Origin of the sequence: Streptomyces sp. NPDC006326, from assembly GCF_040612915.1 — a bacterium.
Taxonomy (GTDB): Bacteria; Actinomycetota; Actinomycetes; order Streptomycetales; family Streptomycetaceae; genus Streptomyces.
In genome coordinates, this window is sequence record NZ_JBEXRC010000058.1 from 1 (window position 1) to 19,173 (window position 19,173).

The 19,173-nt window shown below is 72.8% G+C and carries 17 protein-coding genes and 1 pseudogene; 10 read left to right on the plus strand and 8 right to left on the minus strand.

Annotated elements, in window-relative coordinates; translation table 11 throughout:
* Positions 1-169: 169 nt before the first annotated feature.
* The gene (locus ABZ128_RS31395) at positions 170-1,378 is read right to left on the minus strand and encodes an acetyl-CoA acetyltransferase (protein ID WP_356852771.1); all 1,209 of its coding nucleotides are present in this window, start codon (positions 1,376-1,378) and stop codon (positions 170-172) included.
* A gap of 142 nt (positions 1,379-1,520) precedes the next feature.
* On the opposite strand from ABZ128_RS31395, the gene ABZ128_RS31400 reads away from it, so the two are divergent.
* Both ABZ128_RS31400 and ABZ128_RS31405 read left to right on the plus strand, forming a co-directional pair.
* Complete coding sequence (locus ABZ128_RS31400; RefSeq protein WP_356852772.1) at positions 1,521-2,732, plus strand: acyl-CoA dehydrogenase family protein; 1,212 nt, start codon at positions 1,521-1,523, stop codon at positions 2,730-2,732.
* Positions 2,733-2,740: 8 nt separating this feature from the next.
* Positions 2,741-3,223 carry a nitroreductase family deazaflavin-dependent oxidoreductase gene (locus ABZ128_RS31405; protein WP_356852834.1) on the plus strand — a complete coding sequence of 161 codons (483 nt, stop codon included), beginning with the start codon at positions 2,741-2,743 and terminating at the stop codon, positions 3,221-3,223.
* A 129-nt stretch (positions 3,224-3,352) separates the two neighbouring features.
* Here ABZ128_RS31405 and ABZ128_RS31410 read toward each other — a convergent pair whose 3' ends face one another.
* Positions 3,353-4,000: a TetR family transcriptional regulator gene (locus tag ABZ128_RS31410; RefSeq protein WP_356852774.1), complete on the minus strand. Its 648-nt coding sequence runs from the start codon at positions 3,998-4,000 to the stop codon at positions 3,353-3,355.
* 358 nt (positions 4,001-4,358) lie between these two features.
* On the opposite strand from ABZ128_RS31410, the gene ABZ128_RS31415 reads away from it, so the two are divergent.
* The 6 genes from ABZ128_RS31415 to ABZ128_RS31440 all read left to right on the plus strand — a co-directional run bounded on the left by ABZ128_RS31415 (position 4,359) and on the right by ABZ128_RS31440 (position 11,341).
* Positions 4,359-5,165, plus strand: coding sequence for a VOC family protein (locus tag ABZ128_RS31415; RefSeq protein ID WP_356852775.1), 807 nt, complete (start codon positions 4,359-4,361; stop codon positions 5,163-5,165).
* A 185-nt stretch (positions 5,166-5,350) separates the two neighbouring features.
* Positions 5,351-7,765 carry a PQQ-binding-like beta-propeller repeat protein gene (locus tag ABZ128_RS31420; protein ID WP_356852777.1) on the plus strand — a complete coding sequence of 805 codons (2,415 nt, stop codon included), beginning with the start codon at positions 5,351-5,353 and terminating at the stop codon, positions 7,763-7,765.
* A 57-nt stretch (positions 7,766-7,822) separates the two neighbouring features.
* Positions 7,823-8,317 (plus strand): peptidylprolyl isomerase, encoded by a 495-nt coding sequence (locus ABZ128_RS31425; RefSeq protein WP_356852779.1) that lies wholly within the window; start codon positions 7,823-7,825, stop codon positions 8,315-8,317.
* Positions 8,318-8,466: 149 nt separating this feature from the next.
* Positions 8,467-8,913, plus strand: a complete 447-nt coding sequence (locus ABZ128_RS31430) for a hypothetical protein (RefSeq protein WP_356852781.1) — start codon at positions 8,467-8,469, stop codon at positions 8,911-8,913.
* Between the two features lie 9 nt (positions 8,914-8,922).
* Positions 8,923-10,776, plus strand: a complete 1,854-nt coding sequence (locus tag ABZ128_RS31435; protein ID WP_356852782.1) for an alpha/beta hydrolase — start codon at positions 8,923-8,925, stop codon at positions 10,774-10,776.
* Between the two features lie 109 nt (positions 10,777-10,885).
* A complete protein-coding gene (locus ABZ128_RS31440; RefSeq protein WP_356852783.1) occupies positions 10,886-11,341 on the plus strand; it encodes a hypothetical protein in 456 nt (151 codons plus the stop codon).
* 91 nt (positions 11,342-11,432) lie between these two features.
* Here ABZ128_RS31440 and ABZ128_RS31445 read toward each other — a convergent pair.
* A pseudogene (locus tag ABZ128_RS31445) lies at positions 11,433-11,846 on the minus strand (hypothetical protein); the annotation flags it as partial.
* Positions 11,847-11,960: 114 nt separating this feature from the next.
* On the opposite strand from ABZ128_RS31445, the gene ABZ128_RS31450 reads away from it, so the two are divergent.
* The gene (locus ABZ128_RS31450) at positions 11,961-12,446 is read left to right on the plus strand and encodes a hypothetical protein (protein ID WP_356852785.1); all 486 of its coding nucleotides are present in this window, start codon (positions 11,961-11,963) and stop codon (positions 12,444-12,446) included.
* Here the strand turns inward: ABZ128_RS31450 and ABZ128_RS31455 are convergent.
* Genes ABZ128_RS31455 through ABZ128_RS31465 form a run of 3 tightly spaced genes read right to left on the minus strand, consistent with a single transcriptional unit; the run spans position 12,443 to position 14,833 of the window.
* On the minus strand, positions 12,443-13,219 hold the full coding sequence (locus tag ABZ128_RS31455) for an enoyl-CoA hydratase/isomerase family protein (RefSeq protein ID WP_356852786.1): 777 nt from the start codon (positions 13,217-13,219) through the stop codon (positions 12,443-12,445). The genes ABZ128_RS31450 and ABZ128_RS31455 overlap by 4 nt on opposite strands.
* Complete coding sequence (locus ABZ128_RS31460) at positions 13,216-13,671, minus strand: OB-fold domain-containing protein (protein ID WP_356852788.1); 456 nt, start codon at positions 13,669-13,671, stop codon at positions 13,216-13,218. The genes ABZ128_RS31455 and ABZ128_RS31460 overlap by 4 nt, the downstream gene beginning before the upstream one ends.
* 10 nt (positions 13,672-13,681) lie before the next feature.
* Complete coding sequence (locus tag ABZ128_RS31465; RefSeq protein WP_356852789.1) at positions 13,682-14,833, minus strand: lipid-transfer protein; 1,152 nt, start codon at positions 14,831-14,833, stop codon at positions 13,682-13,684.
* An 86-nt stretch (positions 14,834-14,919) separates the two neighbouring features.
* Between ABZ128_RS31465 and ABZ128_RS31470 the strand changes: the two genes are divergently transcribed.
* Complete coding sequence (locus ABZ128_RS31470) at positions 14,920-16,548, plus strand: FadD3 family acyl-CoA ligase (RefSeq protein ID WP_356852791.1); 1,629 nt, start codon at positions 14,920-14,922, stop codon at positions 16,546-16,548.
* Between the two features lie 1,233 nt (positions 16,549-17,781).
* Here ABZ128_RS31470 and ABZ128_RS31475 read toward each other — a convergent pair.
* Together ABZ128_RS31475 and ABZ128_RS31480 are read right to left on the minus strand one after the other, a co-directional pair.
* Entirely contained in the window at positions 17,782-18,543 is a 762-nt protein-coding gene (locus tag ABZ128_RS31475; protein ID WP_356852793.1) for a class I SAM-dependent methyltransferase, read from the minus strand.
* 297 nt (positions 18,544-18,840) lie between these two features.
* Positions 18,841-19,065, minus strand: coding sequence for a hypothetical protein (locus ABZ128_RS31480; RefSeq protein ID WP_356852795.1), 225 nt, complete (start codon positions 19,063-19,065; stop codon positions 18,841-18,843).
* Between the last annotated feature and the right edge of the window lie 108 nt (positions 19,066-19,173).

The following is a 19,173-nucleotide window of genomic DNA, read 5'->3' on the forward strand; positions in this document are numbered from 1 at the left end:
ATCGCGAAGCGACGCGAACGAAGAGAGCGCCCTTGACGGCCCGGCACGACACGGAAGGACAGTGGACTGACGGGACGCCCCCGGAACTTCTCCGACCCCGCCCCCGGGAATCCCGCCCCCCGAAGCCCCCGCCCCCTCCCACCCCCACCCCCCCCGCCAACCCCGCCCCCTACCCCCGCCCCAACAGCACCGTTCCCGACGAGCAGAACCAGCCGCCCGTGCCCGAGGCCAGGGCGATCTCCGGTAGGGCGCCGTTCCGCTTGGTGACCTGGCGGTCCGGGCCCGCTTCGCCGCGGAGTTGGCGGACCGCCTCCACCAGGAGGAACAGGCCGCGCATGCCGGGGTGGCACGCCGAGAGGCCGCCGCCGTCGGTGTTCACCGGGAGCTCGCCGTCCCGCAGGAGCCGGCCCTTCTCCACGAAGGCTCCGCCCTCGCCCTTCGCGCAGAAGCCGAGGTCCTCCAGGGTCACCAGCGTCATGTAGGTGAAGGCGTCGTAGATCTCGGCGACGTCCACGTCCGCCGGGGTGAGCCCCGCCCGCTCGAAGGCCAGGCGGCCCGAGACCGCCGCGGGGGACACGGTGAAGTCCTCCCATTCCGACATGGTGGTGTGGGAGACGGACGTACCCGAGCCCAGGATCCAGACGGGAGCCTTGGCGGTGTCGGGGACGTAGTCCTCCGCCGCCAGCAGCACCGCGCAGCCCCCGTCCGAGCGGATGCAGCAGTGCAGCTTGGTGAAGGGGTCGGCGATCATCTCCCCCGACAGCACGTCCTCCACGGTGATCGGGTCGCGGAACATGGCGTCCGGGTTGGCGGCCGCGTTCGCCCGGGCCTGGACGGCCACCGCGGCGAGCTGCTCCAGGGTCGTCCCGTACGCGTGCATGTGGCGCCGCGCGGCCATCGCGTACTTGGAGACCAGGGTGTGCCCGTACGGCACCTCGAACTGCAGCGGTCCCCGCGCGCCGAAGGACAGGTTCGAGGTGCGGCGCCGGGCCTTGATGTCCGCGCGGGCCGTGGAGCCGTACACCAGGAGCACTGCGTTGGCGTGCCCGGCGGCGATGGCGTCCGCCGCGTGGGCCGCCATGACCTCCCAGGTCGAGCCGCCCACGGAGGTGGAGTCGACCCAGGCGGGGCGCAGTCCCAGGTACTCGGCGACTTCGACGGGTGCGAGCGTGCCGAGGCCCGCCGAGGCGAAGCCGTCGATGACCGCGCGGTCCAGGCCGGAGTCGGCCAGTGCCCTGCGGGCGGCCTGTGCGTGCAGGGCGTACGGGGTGGGGCCGTCCACGCGGCCGCAGTCCGAGAGGGCGATGCCGACGACCGCCACCCTGCGGCGGGCGGCGGGAGGCTGGGCGGAGGCGGGTCCGCTGAGGGGTCCAGGCATGGCCCGACGGTACATCTGACGCAACGTCAGATGCTAGGGCGCGATCGCGCGCAGTGCCCGGATCCCCGCGCCCGCCCCCCTGTGCATCCGCGGCCGGCCGCCCTAACATGACGGCCCGTCAGATACGGGGAGGAGCCCGCCGATGGACGCCGCCTTCACCGCGGAGCAGGACGAGGTACGCCGCACCCTGCACGAGATCCTGGGCAAACGCTGCGGACCGGACGAGGTCAAGGCCGCCGTCCGCACCGCCGCCGGCTACGACCGGGAGCTGTGGCAGCAGCTGTCGCAGCGGCTCGGCCTGCCGGGCCTCGCCATCGCCGAGGAGTACGGAGGAGTGGGCTGCACCCCCGCCGACCTGGCGCTGGCCTGCGAGGAGACCGGGCGGGTGCTGCTGCCCTCGCCGCTGTTCGCCACCGCGTCCCTCGCGGTGCCGCTGATCACCGCCCTCGGCAGCGCCCCGCAGCGCGCCGCCCTGCTTCCCCGGCTCGCGGTCGGCGGGCTCACGGCCGCCCTGGCCGTCGCGGGCCCGGCGCTGGCCACCGCCCTCGCGCTGACCGGCGACAACGCCGCCGGAGAGTGGTCCGGCGGGGGCCGGGCCGGCGGGGTGCAGGCCCGCACGGGCGAGGACGGCGGCTGGCGGCTGTACGGGGAGGTGGCCCAGGTGCTCGACGGGCACAGCGCCTCCGTGCTGGTCGTCGCCGCACACGCCGGCGGTTTCGCCCGCAGCCGGACCCTGCTGTTCCTCGTACGGGAGGACGCGCCCGGCCTCGTACGGTCGCGGCAGGCCACCCTGGACGAGACCCGCCCGCAGGCCCGGGTCCAACTGCGCGACGTACCGGCAGAGTTGCTGGGAACCGGCGGGGAGGACGTGCTCGGCGCGCTCGCCGCCACCGGGCGCACCGCCGCCGCGGTCCTGGCCGCCGAGGCGGTCGGCGCGGCCGGACAGGCGCTGGCCCGCACGGTGGAGCACGTCCGCCAACGGGAGCAGTTCGGCCGGGCGATCGGATCGTTCCAGGCGGTCAAGCACCGCCTCGCCGACCTGTACGTACAGGTGCAGGCGGCCCGCTCGGCGGCCTACTACGCCGCCTGGGACCCCCGGCAGGGCGCTCTGGCCCTCGCGCAGGCCCTGGACGCCCTCCGGCTGACCGCGGGCGAGGCGATCCAGCTGCACGGCGGCATCGGCTTCACCTGGGAGCACGAGGCCCACCTCTACTTCAAGCGGGCGGCGGCCGACGAGCTCCTGTTCGGCCCGGTCCACCGGCTGCGCGCGCACGCCGCTCACCGGGCGGGCCTGTTCGCCGCCCCCGCCACGACCGACCACAGCGACAGCGACACCGAAAGGGTGACCGCGTGAAGACTCCGATGGCCGGGCCGGCTCCCGGCGTCAGGCTCATGCAGAAGATCTCCTCGACCCTGGTCTTCGCCAGGATCGCACCGCACTTCATCCCCGCCCTCGACAAGGCCGTGCACAGGCTGACCCGCGGCAAGGTCATCCTCAGCGCCCAGATGCTCCCCGGCGTGATCCTCACCGCCAAGGGCGCGAAAACGGGCGAGCCGCGTACCACGCCGCTCGCCTGCATGCCGGAGGAAGGGGGCGCGAGCTGGATCCTGATCGGCTCCAACTTCGGCCGTCCCGGTCATCCGGCCTGGACCGCGAACCTGCTCAAGCACCCGGAAGCGCAGGTGAGTTGGAAGGGCCAGGACATCGCCGTACGGGCTCGGCTGCTGGAGGGCGAGGAGCGCGCGGCGGCGTGGCGGGCGGTGCTGCGGTTCTGGCCGCCGTACGCGACGTACCAGGCGCGCATCGAGCGCGAAATCCGGCTGTTCCGCCTGGAGCGTCGCTGATCGCGGCGGACGACCGAAGGGGGAGGTGACCCCGGAGGGGCGAAGGGAGGGAAGGGGCGGCCGAGGAGGGGAGGCGGCCGAAGGGGGAGCGGCCGGCCGGCGCGCGGCGGACCCGGGCGGGGTCCGCCGTTACCTGGTCGGCTTCTTGCCGGTGATGCCCAGGTGGACGAGCAGCGCCAGGTTCGGCTTGAGCTCGGCCTGCTTGACGCCCCAGGTCTGGAAGCCCTTCTGGTGCGAGGCGACCGCGGCCAGCATGGCGACCAGCGAACCGGCCATCGCCGCCGGGCTGAGGTCCTTGTCGACCTTGCCCTTGGCCTGGAGCTCCTTCATCGACTCCGTGAGGGAGTTGGTGACGGAATTCAGGATCTTCATGCGGATCTTGTAGAAGCGTTTGTCGCCCTCGGCCGCGCCGAGGTCGACGACCCGCAGGATGGCGTCGTTGCGCCGCCAGAAGTCCAGGAATCCCTCGACGAGTTCCTCGGCGGCCTGCCAGCCCGCCTTGCCGACCCAGTTGCGGCCCTCGACGAGCGTCGTCAACTGCGCGCCCTCGGTGGCCATTTCCTCGGCGATCTCCAGGACGGCGCCCTCGACGTCCGGGAAGTACTGGTAGAAGGTCGCGGGGGACGTGCCGGCCTTGCGGGCGACATCGATCACCTTCACGTCGCGGTACGGCGAGGAGCTGAGCATCTCGCCGAGGCAGTCGAGCAGCTTCTGCCGCGTCGCCTGACCGCGCCGACCGGCAACGCGGCCGTCGACGGTGCGTACTTGTCCTGTCATGCCGTCAGCTTACCGAGGGGTGATCCGGGCGCGATTCGGCCGCCTGCAAATGGGGTGACGGGGCTCCTGGCCTGGGCGTGAGCCGCCCCCGTGGGTGCTTCCCGAAGGATTCCGGCCGACCGCATGCCGCCGGCGCCCGCCGGGTGCGCACCCGGCGCCCGTCCTGGCGCGCACCCGGTGCCTGTCCTGGCGCGCACCCGGTGCCCGTCCCGCGCCCCTCCCGCCCCCGGACCCCGGCCCGCCCGCTTCCTCTCCATATCCCCCGATTAGTCTTATCAACAGGGTGTGGACAAGACCTCGGGCGGATCATGGCCGAGGGGGAGGGTACGCACCCCCGCACAACGGAAGGAAACGGGCCATGGCCGCATTCGCGGAGGGCACACCCTGCTGGGTGGACGCCTCCCTTCCGGACGTCGAGGCGGGCAAGCGCTTCTACGGTGAGCTCTTCGGGTGGACCTTCGGGGAGGGCGCCGGCGAGTACGGCCACTACACCCAGGCCTACAGCCGCGGCCGCAACGTCGCCGCCCTCGCCCCCAAGCCCGACGGCCGCATGCCCACCGTCTGGGGGATCTACCTCTACACCTCCGACGCCTACGCCTGCGCCGCCCGCATCCGCGCCTCCGGCGGCCAGATGGTGATGGATCCGCAGCCCGTGGGCCCGTACGGCACCGCCGCCCTGGCCGCCGACCCCGGCGGGGCCGTCTTCGGCCTGTGGCAGCCCGGCACCCACCACGGCTTCGAGGCGCAGCAGGAGCCGTACACCTACTGCTGGAGCGAGCTCTACACGCGGGCCCGCGACGCCGTCGACGTCTTCTACGCCAACGTCTTCGGCTACGTCCCCGAGGACCAGGACGACGACGGCAGCGGCTTCGAATACCGCCTGTGGTCCCCGCCCGGCAGCGCGCCGGGCGCCGAGACCGCCGTCCTCGGCCGCAGCCTGATCACCGACGCCTTCCCCGACATCATGCCCGCGCACTTCCTCGCCTACTTCGCCGTCCCCGACTGCGACCGGTCGGTCGGGGTGGTGCAGCGGCTCGGCGGCCGGGTCACCGCCGACCCCGTCGACACGCCGTACGGCCGGATCGCGGTCGTCGCCGACAACCAGGGCGCGGTCTTCGCGCTGCTCTCGGAGCACGGCACGGAGCAGCCCGCCCAGGGGTCCTGATCCGCACGAGGGGCCCGGCGGCTGCCGTGGGGCGACACGGCCTCGGCGCGGGCCTGACAGAATCGGGGTTGCGCGACCCCGGGCGGCGCCCGGGATGAGACGCTGCACGGGGCCGACCGCCGTGCCGGCGCGCGTGCAGGTGGAAACGGGCCCGGCAAGGGCCCGTACGGGGAGGTGTGAGGCGAGTGGTGGAGCAGCTGACGCAGCACGACCCGAGACGGATCGGCCCCTTCGAGGTGCTGGGACGGCTCGGCGCCGGCGGCATGGGGCTGGTCTATCTCGCACGGTCGGCATCCGGGCGCCGGGTGGCGATCAAGACGGTGCGCACCGAGCTCGCCGAGGACCAGCTGTTCCGGGTGCGCTTCACGCGTGAGGTGGAGGCGGCGCGCGCCGTCTCCGGCTTCTACACCGCGGCCGTCGTCGACGCGGACCCGCGGGCCGCGGTGCCGTGGCTGGCGACCGCGTACGTCCCGGCGCCCTCCCTGGAGGAGATCGTCAACGAGTGCGGCCCGATGCCCGCCCAGGCCGTACGGTGGCTGGCCGCCGGCATCGCGGAGGCGCTGCAGTCCATCCACGGGGCCGGGCTCGTCCACCGCGACCTGAAGCCGTCCAACGTGCTCGTCGTCGAGGACGGCCCGCGCGTGATCGACTTCGGCATCGCGAGCGGCGTCTCCAACACGCGCCTGACCATGACGAACGTCGCCGTGGGCACGCCCGCCTACATGTCGCCCGAGCAGGCGAAGGACTCGCGCAGCGTCAAGGGCGCCAGCGACGTCTTCTCGCTCGGCTCGACGCTGGTGTTCGCGGCGACCGGGCACCCGCCCTACCACGGGGCCAACCCGGTGGAGACGGTGTTCATGCTGCTGCGGGAGGGCCCCAACCTGGAGGGGCTGCCCGAGGAGCTGCGGCCGCTGATCGAGTCCTGCATGCAGATGGACGCGGCCCTGCGGCCGACCCCGGCGGACCTCCAGGCGCAGCTGGCCCCGCACCTCTTCGACGGCGGTGACGACAGCGGGACGGCGTCCGCGTGGCTGCCCGGCCGGGCCGTCGCGATGATCGAGGCCCGGCGGGCCGGCCAGCGTACGGCGGCCGCCGCCGTCCCGGCGCCGGGGCCGCGGGGCGCCGCGGGACCCGGCTCCAGCCCCGCCACGCACCGCCGCGAGCCCCGCGGCGCCGACCCCTGGGTGGACCCGCGGACCGGCCAGCCCGTGCCGCAGCGCCCCCAGCACCCGCCGAGGCAGGTGTCCTCCGCGCCCTCCGGCGAGCCGGTCCGCCTCGGCGGCTCCCCGGTGCCGATCGGGCCCGGACCGCGGGCGACCGCCTCGGCGCCCGCGGCGCACGCCCCGGGCGCGGACTCGGCGACCGGCTGGGTCCGGCCGCCGGGGGGTGCGGGGGCGGGCTCCTCCGCGGCCGTCCACGCCGCGGGAGCGGCCGCGGCCGTGCCGAACCCCGGCCCGTCCCCGGACAGCGGCCGCTGGCGCCCCTGGCGCTTCCGCATGTCGAACGAGGTCTGGGGCACCCCGGCCGTCGCCGGTGACCTGCTCTACGTCACCTCCTTCGAGGTGCACGCCCTGGACGTGGCCAGCGGCCGCCGCCAGTTCAAGACGCGCGACGTGGCCTGGTCCATGGCGGTGGCCGACGGCCGCATCCACGCCTCCGACGGCCCCTCCCTCTACGCCCTGGACGCCTCCGACGGCTCCGAGCGGTGGCGGCTGTCCACCGACGCCTGGGTGTACGCGCTGCGCGCCGAGCGGGGCACCGTCGTCTCCGTCACGCGCGGCGGCGGCGTACAGGCCTGGGAGGCCTCGAACGGCCAGAAGCTGTGGGAGCTGACCGGCGCCCAGAGCGACTTCGAGACCCCGGAGGCGGCACCCGTCCTGCACGACGGGACGGTGTACGTGTGGCAGGACGCGCGGCTGCGCGCGCTGGACGCCCGCTCCGGCCGGGAGTCGTGGTCGTACCCGGTCGGCGACGCGGCCTCCTGCGGGAACGTGCCCGTGCGGGTCACCCCGGCGCCGGACGGCAACGTGTACGTCGCAGCGGGCACCCGTGTCCTGTCCGTCGACCGGGCCTCGGGCCGGGTCCGCTGGCACTTCGAGGCCCCCGCGGTCTTCCTGGCTCCCCCCGCCTTCGCGCCCGGCGCGGCGGTCACGGGCGGCGGCGTCTACCTCGCGGACTACCTGGGCACCGTCTACGCCCTCGACGCGGCCACCGGCAAGGACCGCTGGCGCATCGCGACCGAGCCGCGGTCCTCCGCGGACCCGGTGGTGGTCGCCCACGGCAACGTCCACCTGGGGGCGGGCAGCGCCCTGTACACGCTGGACGCGGTGACGGGCACCCCGAAGTGGCGGTTCGCGGCGGGCGGCGAGATCACCGGCCTGCCGGCGGTCGCGGACGGCCGCGTGCACTTCGGCTCGGCGGACCACTGCCTGTACACGCTGGACGCGGCGGGCGGCCAACTGCGGTGGAAGCTGGCCACGGGCGGGGAGATCACCGGCGCCCCGGTCGCCGAGGCGGGCGTGGTCTACGCGTGCAGCAAGGACCGCTGCGTGTACGCCCTGGACGCGGCGAAGGGAACGGGCACCCGTACGGCCGGCTGAGCCCGTTTCCGGCCCCGCCGGGTCGCGTACGGCACCGGGAGTGACAGGATGGACCCCATGAGCAACGTCTACTTCGACATCACCATCGACGGCCAGCCTGCCGGCCGTATCGTCTTCAACCTCTTCGACGAGGTCGTCCCGAAGACCGCCCAGAACTTCCGCGAGCTCGCCACCGGCCAGCACGGCTTCGGCTACGCGGGCTCCCCGTTCCACCGCGTCATCCCGCAGTTCATGCTGCAGGGCGGTGACTTCACCAACCAGAACGGCACCGGCGGCAAGAGCATCTACGGCGAGAAGTTCGCCGACGAGAACTTCCAGCTGAAGCACGACCGCCCGTACCTGCTGTCGATGGCGAACGCCGGCCGCAACACCAACGGCTCGCAGTTCTTCATCACCACCGTCGTCACCCCGTGGCTGGACGGCAAGCACGTCGTCTTCGGCGAGGTCGTCGAGGGCCAGGACGTGGTGGACCAGATCGAGAAGCTCGGCACCCCGTCGGGCGCCACCCGCGGCAAGATCGAGGTCGCCGCCTCGGGCGTCGTCGAGGGCTGATCACCCCGCCGCTCCGGCAGGCCGGCCCCGTTCCGCTTGTTCCGGAACGGGGCCGCCGCCATGTCCGGGACCTGTGCCCGGGCCCGATGCACGTGCTCATAGGATGATCCTTCGATCACGGTAAGCGGGAGTACGGGGGCCGATTCGGCATGGCGTCGTTCGACACGGAGTGGGCCGGGCTCAAACAACAGGCGGCGGGCGGGCCGCAGATGCACCTCGCCAGTACCGCGGCAACCGACGGCGGTGGCGGCGGCGACGGTGACCTGACGTCCGACAAGGCGGTCTGGAACCGGGCCAGTCAGGACCTCGGCGGCCTGTCGAGGAGCATCAAGGGCGCCCTGGGGGCACTGGAGACGGGGCAGAAGGGCGCCGCGCTGACCGGTGTGGAGAGCGCGACGGCCCAGGCAGAGCTGTACCAGTCCTGGAAGACGTACCTGGAGGGGCTGTCGGGCAAGTGCACGTCCCTCCAGGGCCCGCTGGAGAAGGCGGGCAAGGGTCAGTACGCGAACGACGAGGACATCAAGGGCGGTTTCGCCCAGATCAACGGCCAGTACAAGGACACGCCCGCCACCGGCGGCAGCGGCGGGGGCCGGTGAGCCTGAGCGATGGATTACGCAGCACTCAAGGCCCTCAAGCCGTCCGAGTTCACCGAGGCCGCCGACGGCTACAAGGCCGTCAGCGACATGGCCGACCACGGCTACGGGGACGCGGAGGGCCAGATCTCGGCGCGACTCCGGGCCGGTCTCAAGGGCGTGGCCGTGGAGGCGGCGCTGGGATCGCTCCGGGACCTGGCGAAGAACTTCCACTACGTACAGGTGGAATGCGGACTGGCCGCCACCTCCCTGAAGGCCCTCGCGGCCGCGATGACGGACGCGAAGAAGAAGCTGGAAGCAGCCCTCGAAGACGCCGCGCACGCGAAGTTCACGGTGGGCGCGGACGGTTCGGTGAGCTACCCGCCCGGCGGCGAGGAGAAGGACGGGAAGGTGCCCGAGGGCGGCACCGTCACCGGCAGCGCCAAGGGCAAGCCCTCCGGCAACGTGATCGACCCGACGCGGGACGCCAACAACCTGGCCGACGCCCTGGAGCGGCAGGCGGCGAACATCCACCCCAACCCGAACTTCGGCAAGGCGGTGGAGATCGCCAACCGCATCGCCCAGGCCGTCGCCGAGGCCACCGAGGCCGACACCCTGTGGGCACCCAAGCTCCGCAAGCTCAAGGCCGACGACGACCTGGTCGTCTCCGACAAGGACTGGGCGGACGTCCAGAGCGACACCTCGGACGTCCGCGCGGGCGCGAAGGACTACCTGGACCACATCAAGCCGCCGCCCAAGGGCGACGACCCGAAGGCGAACGCCGACTGGTGGAAGGGCCTGTCACCGGACGAGCAGTCCGCGTACCTGTCCCTGAACGCGGCGGAGGTGGGCGCGCTGGACGGACTGCCCTCGGTGGTCCGCGACGAGGCCAACCGCACCGTACTGGCGGAGACCAAGGCCCAGTTCCAGATCAGGCTGGACGGGATTCCCCCGGAGCCGCAGAAATGGAACACTTCGGGCAGAGACTACCCGGCTGCCGCAATCAACCCTGCGTGGCGCGAATGGGACAGGAAGTACGGGAAGGACAAGGCGTTCCTGGACAAGAACCTCAAGGGCATGAACGCCATCCAGGCCCGGTTCGACGCGACGGGAAAGGAGGGCCTGCCGGAGGCCTACCTGCTGGGCTTCGACACCAAGGGCGGAGGGCGTGCCATCGTCGCCAACGGCAACCCTGAAACGGCCGACCACACGGCGGTATTCGTCCCTGGTACGTTCACCAGCATCGAGAAGAGCGAGGACTACATCGGGCACATGGGCGAACTGTGGAAGAAAACCCACGCCCAGGTGCCCGGTCAGGACGTGTCCACCATCACCTGGATCGGCTACGACGCCCCGCAGAGCATCGCCCCCGAGGCCATGAAGGAGAAGTACGCCCACGCGGCGGCCCCCGACCTGAACCACTTCATGGCCGGTCTGGAGCAGGTCCAGGGCGGCGACGGGAAGAGCCACACCACGCTCATCGGCCACAGCTACGGCAGTACGGTCGTGGGTGCGGCATCGAACGCGGGCGACCTGCGCGCCGACGACATCCTCGTGGCCGGCAGCCCAGGCATGCTGGTCGGCCATGCCAAGGACCTGGACGTCGAAGAGGGCCACGTGTGGTCGGAGGCGGCCTCCTTCACCAAGGACCAGGTGCCGGCGGGCGGCAAGGTCGCAGGGCTCGGCGGCGGTACGCCATTCTGGAAGGAATTGCTGCCGTTCGGAGCGATCTGGGGGCAGAACGTACCCTCTGACGAGGATTTCGGGGCGAATATCATGGACAACGATGCCGACAGTCACACCGACTACTGGAGAAAGGATTCGTTCAGCCTTGAAAACCAGGCGAGAGTGGTTGCCGGCCGTTACGACAAGGTCGTCCTTGACTGACGTGAAGAATTCAGCGGGTGGTCGCAGAACGTCCAGAGCGCTGAAGGCCACGGCTCTGGCACTTGTTCTTGCCGGATCGCTGTCCATGTTGTCTGTGGGGTGTTCGAACGTGAAAGAACTGAATTACAAGCCGGTCAGGTTGGATCCCGATCCGGCGCGCACGAAGACGAAGCAGGTCTCCAGCCGCCTGCTGGAGATGACCGGGATCAAGGGCAAGGTGACCGAGCCCGGCCCGAGCGTTTCGCGCTGCAGAGAGTACGGCGACGACCTGTTCTCCACGGACCACCCGTGGTCGGTGTACGAGATCTCCGACGAGCAGGTCGAGGAGGGCATGCAGAACCTGCGCAAGGCGCTCGGCGAGAACGGCTGGAAGATCACCAAGGACGGCAAGGCCAACAGCAAGGCCCAGGACCCGGAGATCTACGCCGAGAACAAGGCCGAGCAGTTCGCCGTGCACATCACGGGTATGAAGAAGTCGGCCACCGGCGGCTCGCTGATCCTCTTCAATGTCGTATCCGCCTGTTACCGCGCGGCCTCCGCCTCCGCCCTCGACGGCGAGTACTGACCCGGCCGCGTTACGGGCGGTGCCCGTCGCCGTCCGCGGGCCAGTGCTCGTCGGGCGGGGGGCCGACCCGTTCCGGGGATTCCCGCCGGGGGCGGCCGCTCATCACCGCCGCCGCCAGGAGCAGCAGGGCGCCGGCGCCGAAGGCGTTGGCCACCCCGTCTCCGATCCCGCGGCCGCCGCCGCTGACCGAGAGGCTGCCCGCCGCCTGCCCCTGGCGGACCATCCAGAGCACCGTGAAGCCGAGGACGATGATCCCGGCCAGCGCCATCAGCAGCCGCGAGCGCAGCACGACCGCACCGAGGGTGAGGACGGCGGCGACCAGGAACGGCAGCAGGGGCGAGCCCAGCAGGGCGGCCTCGTGGTCGGTGATGCCGGCGGCGGTGAAGAGGTCCTGCAGGCGGTAGTCGCGGCCGGGACGGCCGTCGTACCAGGCGCGGAACGGGCTCCAGACGGCGGCCGCCGCTCCGGCCAGGCCCAACAGCGAACCGATGACGTTGCGGATCATGCCCGCCCTCCGGGGTAGCGGTCCCTGGTCCCTGGTCCGAAGCTACGCCTTCGTCCCGGCCCCCGCACGCCGGTGATAGCGTGGCCCGCCGTTGTCCAGGGAGGGGATCGCGTCATGGTGGCCGGCCGTCGTATCAGGTTCACCGCGGTGCTGGTGGCCGTCGTGTTCGCACTCACCGGGTTCTCGCACGGCGGCCACGGCAGCCACGGCGGGAAGAGCAGCAGCGGCGGCAGTGGCGGCGGATGCTCCAGCTCGAAGAAGCGCAGCAGCTACCACAGCACCAGCGACAACAACAACACCAACGGCAGCGGCAAGTCGACCCCCTCCCCGACCAAGAGCGCCCGCCCGCCCGCGCACGCCCAGGTCGTCAGCTGCGCCGGCCCCGGCAGCCCGAAGGCCGTCCTCCGGGTCACCTCCGACGTGGACACGACGCGCACCGTCGACGTACCGGTCGTCTTCCAGGGCGCGGGCGGCGTTCTCGACCGCACCTCCGTCCGCGTGACCCTCAAGGCCCGGGAGACCCAGACCGTCACGGCCGCGATGGTCCACGAGGACAAGGCCGCCGAAACCACGTCCTGCACCGTCGGCATCATCGACTAGCGCACCCGCGGCGCCGGTGCCTCCCCGCGCGCCGTGAACAGGGCCGCCTGCCGGTCCGCGGGGAGGTTCCCCAGGGCGATCAGGGCGGGGGCCTGGGCCAGGGCCTGCTGCAGGGCCGCCTGCTTCGCCGACCACATGGCCCGTACGGTGCCCTGCACGGCCTCCGGCGGGAGGCCGGCCAGGGTCGTCGCCGCGCGCAGGGCCGCCGCGAGCAGCTCCTCGGGGTCGGCCAGCTCCGAGACCAGGCCGATCTCGTACGCCCGCTGCGCGGAGAGCCGTTCCGCGGTCCCCATCAGGGACATCCGGGCCGCCTCCCCGAACGGCATCCGCTGCGCCATGTAGACCGCCTCGTAGGCGCTGACCATCCCGTACGTGGTGTGCGGGTCGAAGAAGGTCGCCGTCCGGGCGGCGATCAGGAACTCCGATTCGCCCAGCAGGTAGAACGCCCCGCCGCACGCCATGCCGTTGACGGCGGCGACCACCGGCTTCCACAGGTCGTTGGCCTTCGGCCCCACCGCGAGCAGCGGATCGTCGACCGAGTAGGGGGAGGGGGGCTGGGGAACGGACACGCCGCGGTCGATGCCCGTGCAGAAGGCGGCCCGTCCGGCGCCGGTGAGGACCACCGCCCGGACCTCCTCCTCGTGGCGCAGCTCCCGCCACAGGGCGCTCAGTTCGGCCGCCGTCGCGAGGTCGATGGCGTTGTGCCGGCGCTCCCGGTCCAGGGTGACGACCGCGACCCCGCTCGCCTTGTCCCGCTCCACCCGCAGCGTCATGACTTCTCCAGTACCCAGCGGGGCACGGTGATGCCGCCGGTTTCGGTGAAGACCGCCTGCACCCGTGCGCCGATGCGCAGCCGCGCCGGGTCCACCGAGTTCAGCGGGGCGTCGGCCGAGGTGACGAGATTGCCCGCGAGGCGGATGTGCGGGGCGTCGGCCAGCTCGACGAGGACCACGTTGTACGGGGCCTGCGCGGCGTACGCGGGCAGCAGCGGCGGGTGGGGCAGGACGTAGGACCAGATGCGGCCGCGGCCGCTCATCGGGCGCCACTCCGAGTCGAAGGACTGGCAGTGCGGGCAGCACGGGCGCGGCGGGAAGCGGAGCCGTCCGCAGGAGGTGCAGGCCTGGATGCGCAGTTCGCCGCGGGCGGCGTACTCCCAGAAGGGGGCGCCGTCCTCGTCCGGCACCGGCACCAGGAGGTCTGCGGTGTCTTCGGCGGCAGCGGTCATGGTCGGCTCCTCAGGCTCGCAGCAGGATGGCGGAGGTCGGGACGCCCTCGCCCGCCGTCACCAGGCAGGTCGAGGCGTCCGGCACTTGGGCGGTGGAGGTGCCGCGCAGCTGCTTGACGCCCTCGTTGATCAGGTTGAAGCCGTGCACGTAGGCCTCCGACAGGCCCCCGCCGCCCGTGTTGATGGGGAGCCGGCCGCCGGTCTCCAGGGCGCCGCCCTCGGTGAAGGCGGCTCCCTCGCCGCGTCCGCAGAAGCCGTAGCCCTCCAGGGACAGCGGGATCAGCGGGGTGAAGGCGTCGTAGATCTGGGCCACGTCCACGTCCTGGGGGCCGAAGTCGGCGTGCTTCCACAGGTGCCGGGCGGCCGTCCAGGCGGGCCCGGAGAGCGGGTCGTCGTTCCAGTAGTTGACCATGCCGTGGTGCTGGGCGGGCAGGCCCTGGGCGGCGGAGTGCACGTAGACGGGCTTCTGGCGGCAGTCCCGGGCCCGTTCGGCGCTCACGATCACGCAGGCGAGCGCGCCGTCGGTCTCCAGGCAGTTGTCGAAGAGGCAGAGCGGATCGCTGATCATGCGGGAGGTCATGTACATCTCGCGGGTCAGCGGGCGCTCGTACATCATCGCGGCCGGGTTCTCGTTGGCCCGGTTGCGGCAGGCCATCGCGACGTTGAACAGGTGCTCGCGGGTGGCCCCGTACGTGTGCATGTAGCGGCGGGCCAGCATGCCGATCTCGTCGGCCGGGCGCAGCAGCCCGAAGGGCCGGGTCCACTGGCCGGGGGTGGGCAGTTGGACGGTGGTGTTCTTCCAGGGGCGCGGGCCGGAGCCGCGTTTGCGCGAGCGCCAGGCGACACCGACGCTCGCCTGCCCGGTGGCGACGGCGGCGGCGAGGTGGCCCACGGTGGCGCAGGAACCGCCCCCGCCGTAGCCGATCTTGGAGAAGAAGGTGACGTCGCCCGCGCCGATGGCCTTGGCGACCTCGACCTCGTCGGTCTCCTCCATCGTGTACGAGGAGAAGGCGTCGACCTCGGAGGGGGCGATGCCGGCGTCCGCGAGAGCGGCGAGGATCGCCCGGCAGGCCAGCTCCTTCTCGGACTGCGGGAGCCGCTTGGCGAAGGCGGTCTGGCCGATCCCGACTATCGCCGTAGCGTCCTTGAGTGTTGCCGCCATCGCCACCTCCGGGGCTGCGCCAGTACTGACAGCGGCGAAGGCTACAGCTAATCTGACGGATAGTCAGCTAGTGGGAGGGGTGTGCGATGGGCGAGGACGCGCGGGGCGATCTGCGCTGGGGCAGCATCGCGGGACTGGTGCGGGCGGCGGCGGAGCAGTACGCCGACCGCGAGGCCGTCGTCGACGGACGGGTGCGCATCAGCTACGCGCAGCTCGGCGAACGCGTCGAGCGCGCCGCCGCCGCCACGCTCGCGGCCGGTGTCGAACCGGGCGACCGGGTCGCCGTCTGGGCCCCCAATACCCTGGACTGGATCGTCAGCGCCCTCGGAGCCGTCTCGGCAGGCGCCGTGCTCGTCCCCCTCAACACGCGTTTCAAGGGTGCGGAAGCCGCATACGTCCTGCAGCGCAGCCGGGCCCGGCTCCTGTTCATCACCGGCACCTTCCTCGGCACCTCCTACGTCGCCTCCCTGCGCCGGGCCACCGCCGCGGGGGACGGCCCCGGACCGCTGCCGGGGCTGCCGCACCTCGAACAGGTCGTCGTCCTCGCCGAGGACGCCCCCGAGTCCTTCCGCACCTGGAAGGACTTCCTGGCCGGGGGCGACGGCGTGAGCGCCGGGACGGTGCGCGAGCGCGCCGAATCGATCCGCCCCGAGGACCCCTCCGACATCATCTTCACCTCGGGCACCACCGGCAGCCCCAAGGGCGCCGTCATCACCCACGCCCAGTCGCTGCGCTGCTACGACGTCTGGAGCGAGCTCGCCGGACTGCGCGAGGGCGACCGCTACCTGATCGTGAACCCCTTCTTCCACACCTTCGGCTACAAGGCCGGCATCATCGCCTGCCTGATGCGCGGGGCCACCATGGTCCCCCAGCCCGTCTTCAACGTGGACACCGTCCTCGCGAACGTCGCCGCCGAGCGGATATCGGTACTCCCCGGCCCGCCCACCCTCCACCAGTCCCTCCTCGACCACCCCCAGCGCGACCACCACGACCTCTCCGCCCTGCGCCTGGTCGTCACGGGGGCCGCCGTCGTCCCGCTGCGGCTCGTCGAGCGGCTGCGCGGCGAACTGCGCATCGCCACCGTCCTCACCGCGTACGGGCTCTCCGAGGCGAGCGGCATCGTCACCATGTGCCGCCGCGGCGACCCGGACGAGGTCATCGCCTCCACCTCGGGACGGGCCATCCCCGGCACCGAGGTACGGATCGCCGGCCCCGACGGGCAGGCGCAGCCCGCCGGCACCGCGGGCGAGGTGTGGGTCCGAGGCCACCACGTCATGCGCGGCTACTTCGAGGACCCGGCCGAGACCGCCAGGGCCGTCACCGCCGACGGCTGGCTGCGCACCGGGGACGTCGGCGTGCTCGACGGAGCCGGCAACCTCCGCATCACCGACCGGATCAAGGACATGTTCATCGTCGGCGGCTTCAACGCCTACCCCGCCGAGATCGAGCAGCTCATCGGCCTGCACCCGGACATCGCGGACGTCGCCGTCATCGGCGTACCCGACCCGCGGCTCGGCGAGGTCGGGAAGGCCTACGCCGTACGCCGTCCCGGCTCCACCCTCACCGCCGACGACCTGATCGCCTGGTCGCGGCGGGAGATGGCCAACTACAAGGTCCCGCGCGCCGTCGAGTTCGTCACCGAACTCCCGCGCAACGCGAGCGGAAAGGTCCTCAAGCGCGAACTGCGCGCGCAGGCCCGGCCCCTGCCCGAGTAGCCCGCCGCCCGTGGCGCCGCCGGCACCCGCGACACCGGCGGCATCCGCGTCCTCCGTGGCGGCCGCGCAGACGGGGCGGGTCCGGGCGGCGTACGAACGGGAGCCCGCCAGCAGGCCGAAGCCCAGGCCGCCGAAGGCGAGACCGCCGAACAGCACCATCCACGTGATCCCTGACCCGGTGGTGAAGACGCCCGACGGCTCCATCGGCGGCAACACCCCGGTGGCCGTGAGCAGGGCGTAGGCCACGAGGAAGACCCCGTACGCCGACAGCCCGACCGCGCACAGCCAGGCCGGCAGCAGCGGCAGCAGGCGCGGGACGCGCCGTCCCGCGACGACCGGTGTCCAGCGCGGGAAGGCCTGCCCCCACGGGTAGAGCAGGGCCAGCAGCAGGAAGCCCCCGGCCGCCGCGGCCAGCACGGTCACGTCGATGCCGGCCGACGCGAGGGCCCTCGCGAACCCCGACGAGCCGCCGCTCGCCTCTCGCCACGCCCGGGCCGTCACGCCGAGGGCATCCCCGCCCAGGGTCCAGACGGTCTTGGCCCCCGCCCACGGCAGGAGCCCGCACAGGCACAGGTGGACCACGACCCGGGTCCGCTTCGAGGCGACGGAAGGGGCCGGATGGGCGAGCGGACCGTCGAAACCACCTGCGTGGCGCTGCCCGCACCGCGGGCAGCTGCCGCGCAGCCGCCGGCGGTACGTCAGCGCGACGAGGAGCAGCAGCCCGGCCCCCACGGCACTCAGCAGCTCGTGTGCCAGGCCGGTGGCGCTCTCCACCCCGGACAGCGCCACCAGCATCGCGGCGTACGCGGGCAGGCCGGCCATCCCCGTCACGAAGACCGGGACCGCCAGGACGAGCACCGCCGCCACCAGCCTGCGGCCGCGTCGGGTGAGTCTGCGGGTGGTGGCGAGGGCGGCCCCGGCGGCCGCCACGGCGAGGGCGGCCAGGGACAGCTGGGCCGCCGGTGCGTACGCGCGGTGCGGCGACCAGGGCACGGTGGCGCCCGAGACGGCCCAGGTGACCTCGACCCCGGCGCACACCGCGGCCCACAGCCCGGCCGCGTACGGGACCCAGGCGGGCCAGCGCCCTAACCACGTGCGCACGGCGTCGGCAGACGTCTGCAATGGGCTGGACACGGCCATGGTGGCCTCCGGTTCCGCGCGAGCTGGACTGACAACCCCAGGCTCGCCCCCCCGGGTCCCCGTCACATCCCCCGCGCGGGGGAGCCGCCTCCCTCAGACGGGGGAGGGGCCCGGCGGCGGCAGTGGCCCGGGCGCCTTGCGGGCCAGTACGAGCCGCCAGCGCGGGGAGCCGTCGTTTCGGCGGCCGAAGTGCTCCAGCGGCACCGTCCCCACCGTGAAACCGGCCGCCCGCAGATCGGCCCGCACCCCGCTGAACGGGAAGGTCCGGTAGTACATGACGAACGGCGGCCGCCACACCGCATTGCGCACCCGCATCACGGCGTCGAAGCCGGCCACCGCCCACCACACCGGTGAGGAGGGCCGGATCGGAGCCCCGATCGGGAAGGCGAACAGCCCGCCCGGGCGCAGCACCCGGTACACCCCCGAGAAGAGGGCGGGCCGCTCGGCCGGCAGGAAGTGCCCGAAGGCGCCGAAGCTGACCGCCAGGTCGTACGCGTCCTCGAACTCGGGCGGCAGCGCCCCCGCATCGGCCCGTACGAAGCGGACCCGCGTGTCGGCATGCACCCGCTCGGCCTCGGCCAGCATCCCCGCGCTCAGGTCCACCCCGGTCACCGGCCCGCGGCACAGCCGCCGCAGCATCGCGATCCCCGCCCCGGTGCCGCAGCAGACGTCCAGGCCCGCACCGAAGGACCCCTCGTGCTGGGCGAGCGTCTCCTCCACGGCGTCGAGGATGCGGTCCGGGGTGCGGAAGGGGGTGTGGTCGAAGGTGGGCGCGAGCAGGTCGTAGCCGCGCTCGACGGAAGAGAGCGCCTGCACGGCGAGCTCACGGAGCGTCGGCCCCTGGGAGGTGAACACACCCCCAGCCTAATGAGCGGAAGCCCCCGCGGAACCGCGGACCTGCGACATGCAGTCGTGCGGGCGTGCGCGCATGCGGGCATGCGGCGGCCGCGGTGGCTCCCCCTCCGGGCCACCGCGGCCGCCGTTCCCCGTTGTGCTCCCCCGTTGTGCTCCCCCGTTGTGCTCCCCCGTGGTGCTCCCCCGTGGTGCCGGCGCGGTTCCCCCGTGACCCGCGTCGGCACCCCTTCCCCCCTGTGGTCCCGGTACCCCCGTACCCCCCGTGGGACCTGTCCCCCGTATCCCCCGTGGGACGTCTTACGGGCGAGGGCCGGACGCGTGGTTGTCCAGCGTCACGATGTCCTCGTCCGAGGCGTGGTTGTCGAGCGGCTTGATCTCGATGCCGGAGGCGTGGTTGTCCATCGGCGTGATGTCGGCGTTGCCCGCGTGGCTGTCGAGCGGCTTGATCTCGATGCCCGACGCGTGGTTGTCGAGCGGCTTGATGTCGCCGTCGTTCGGCAGGGTGTTCTCGTTCGTCGTCATCGGATCTCCTGATGGATGGGTCGGGCCCGTTCGGCGATTCCCCCGCGGACCGCCGAACGGGTTGTCCTCCAGCCGACTCCCGCGCCCCCGACGCGGTGAGTCGATGTA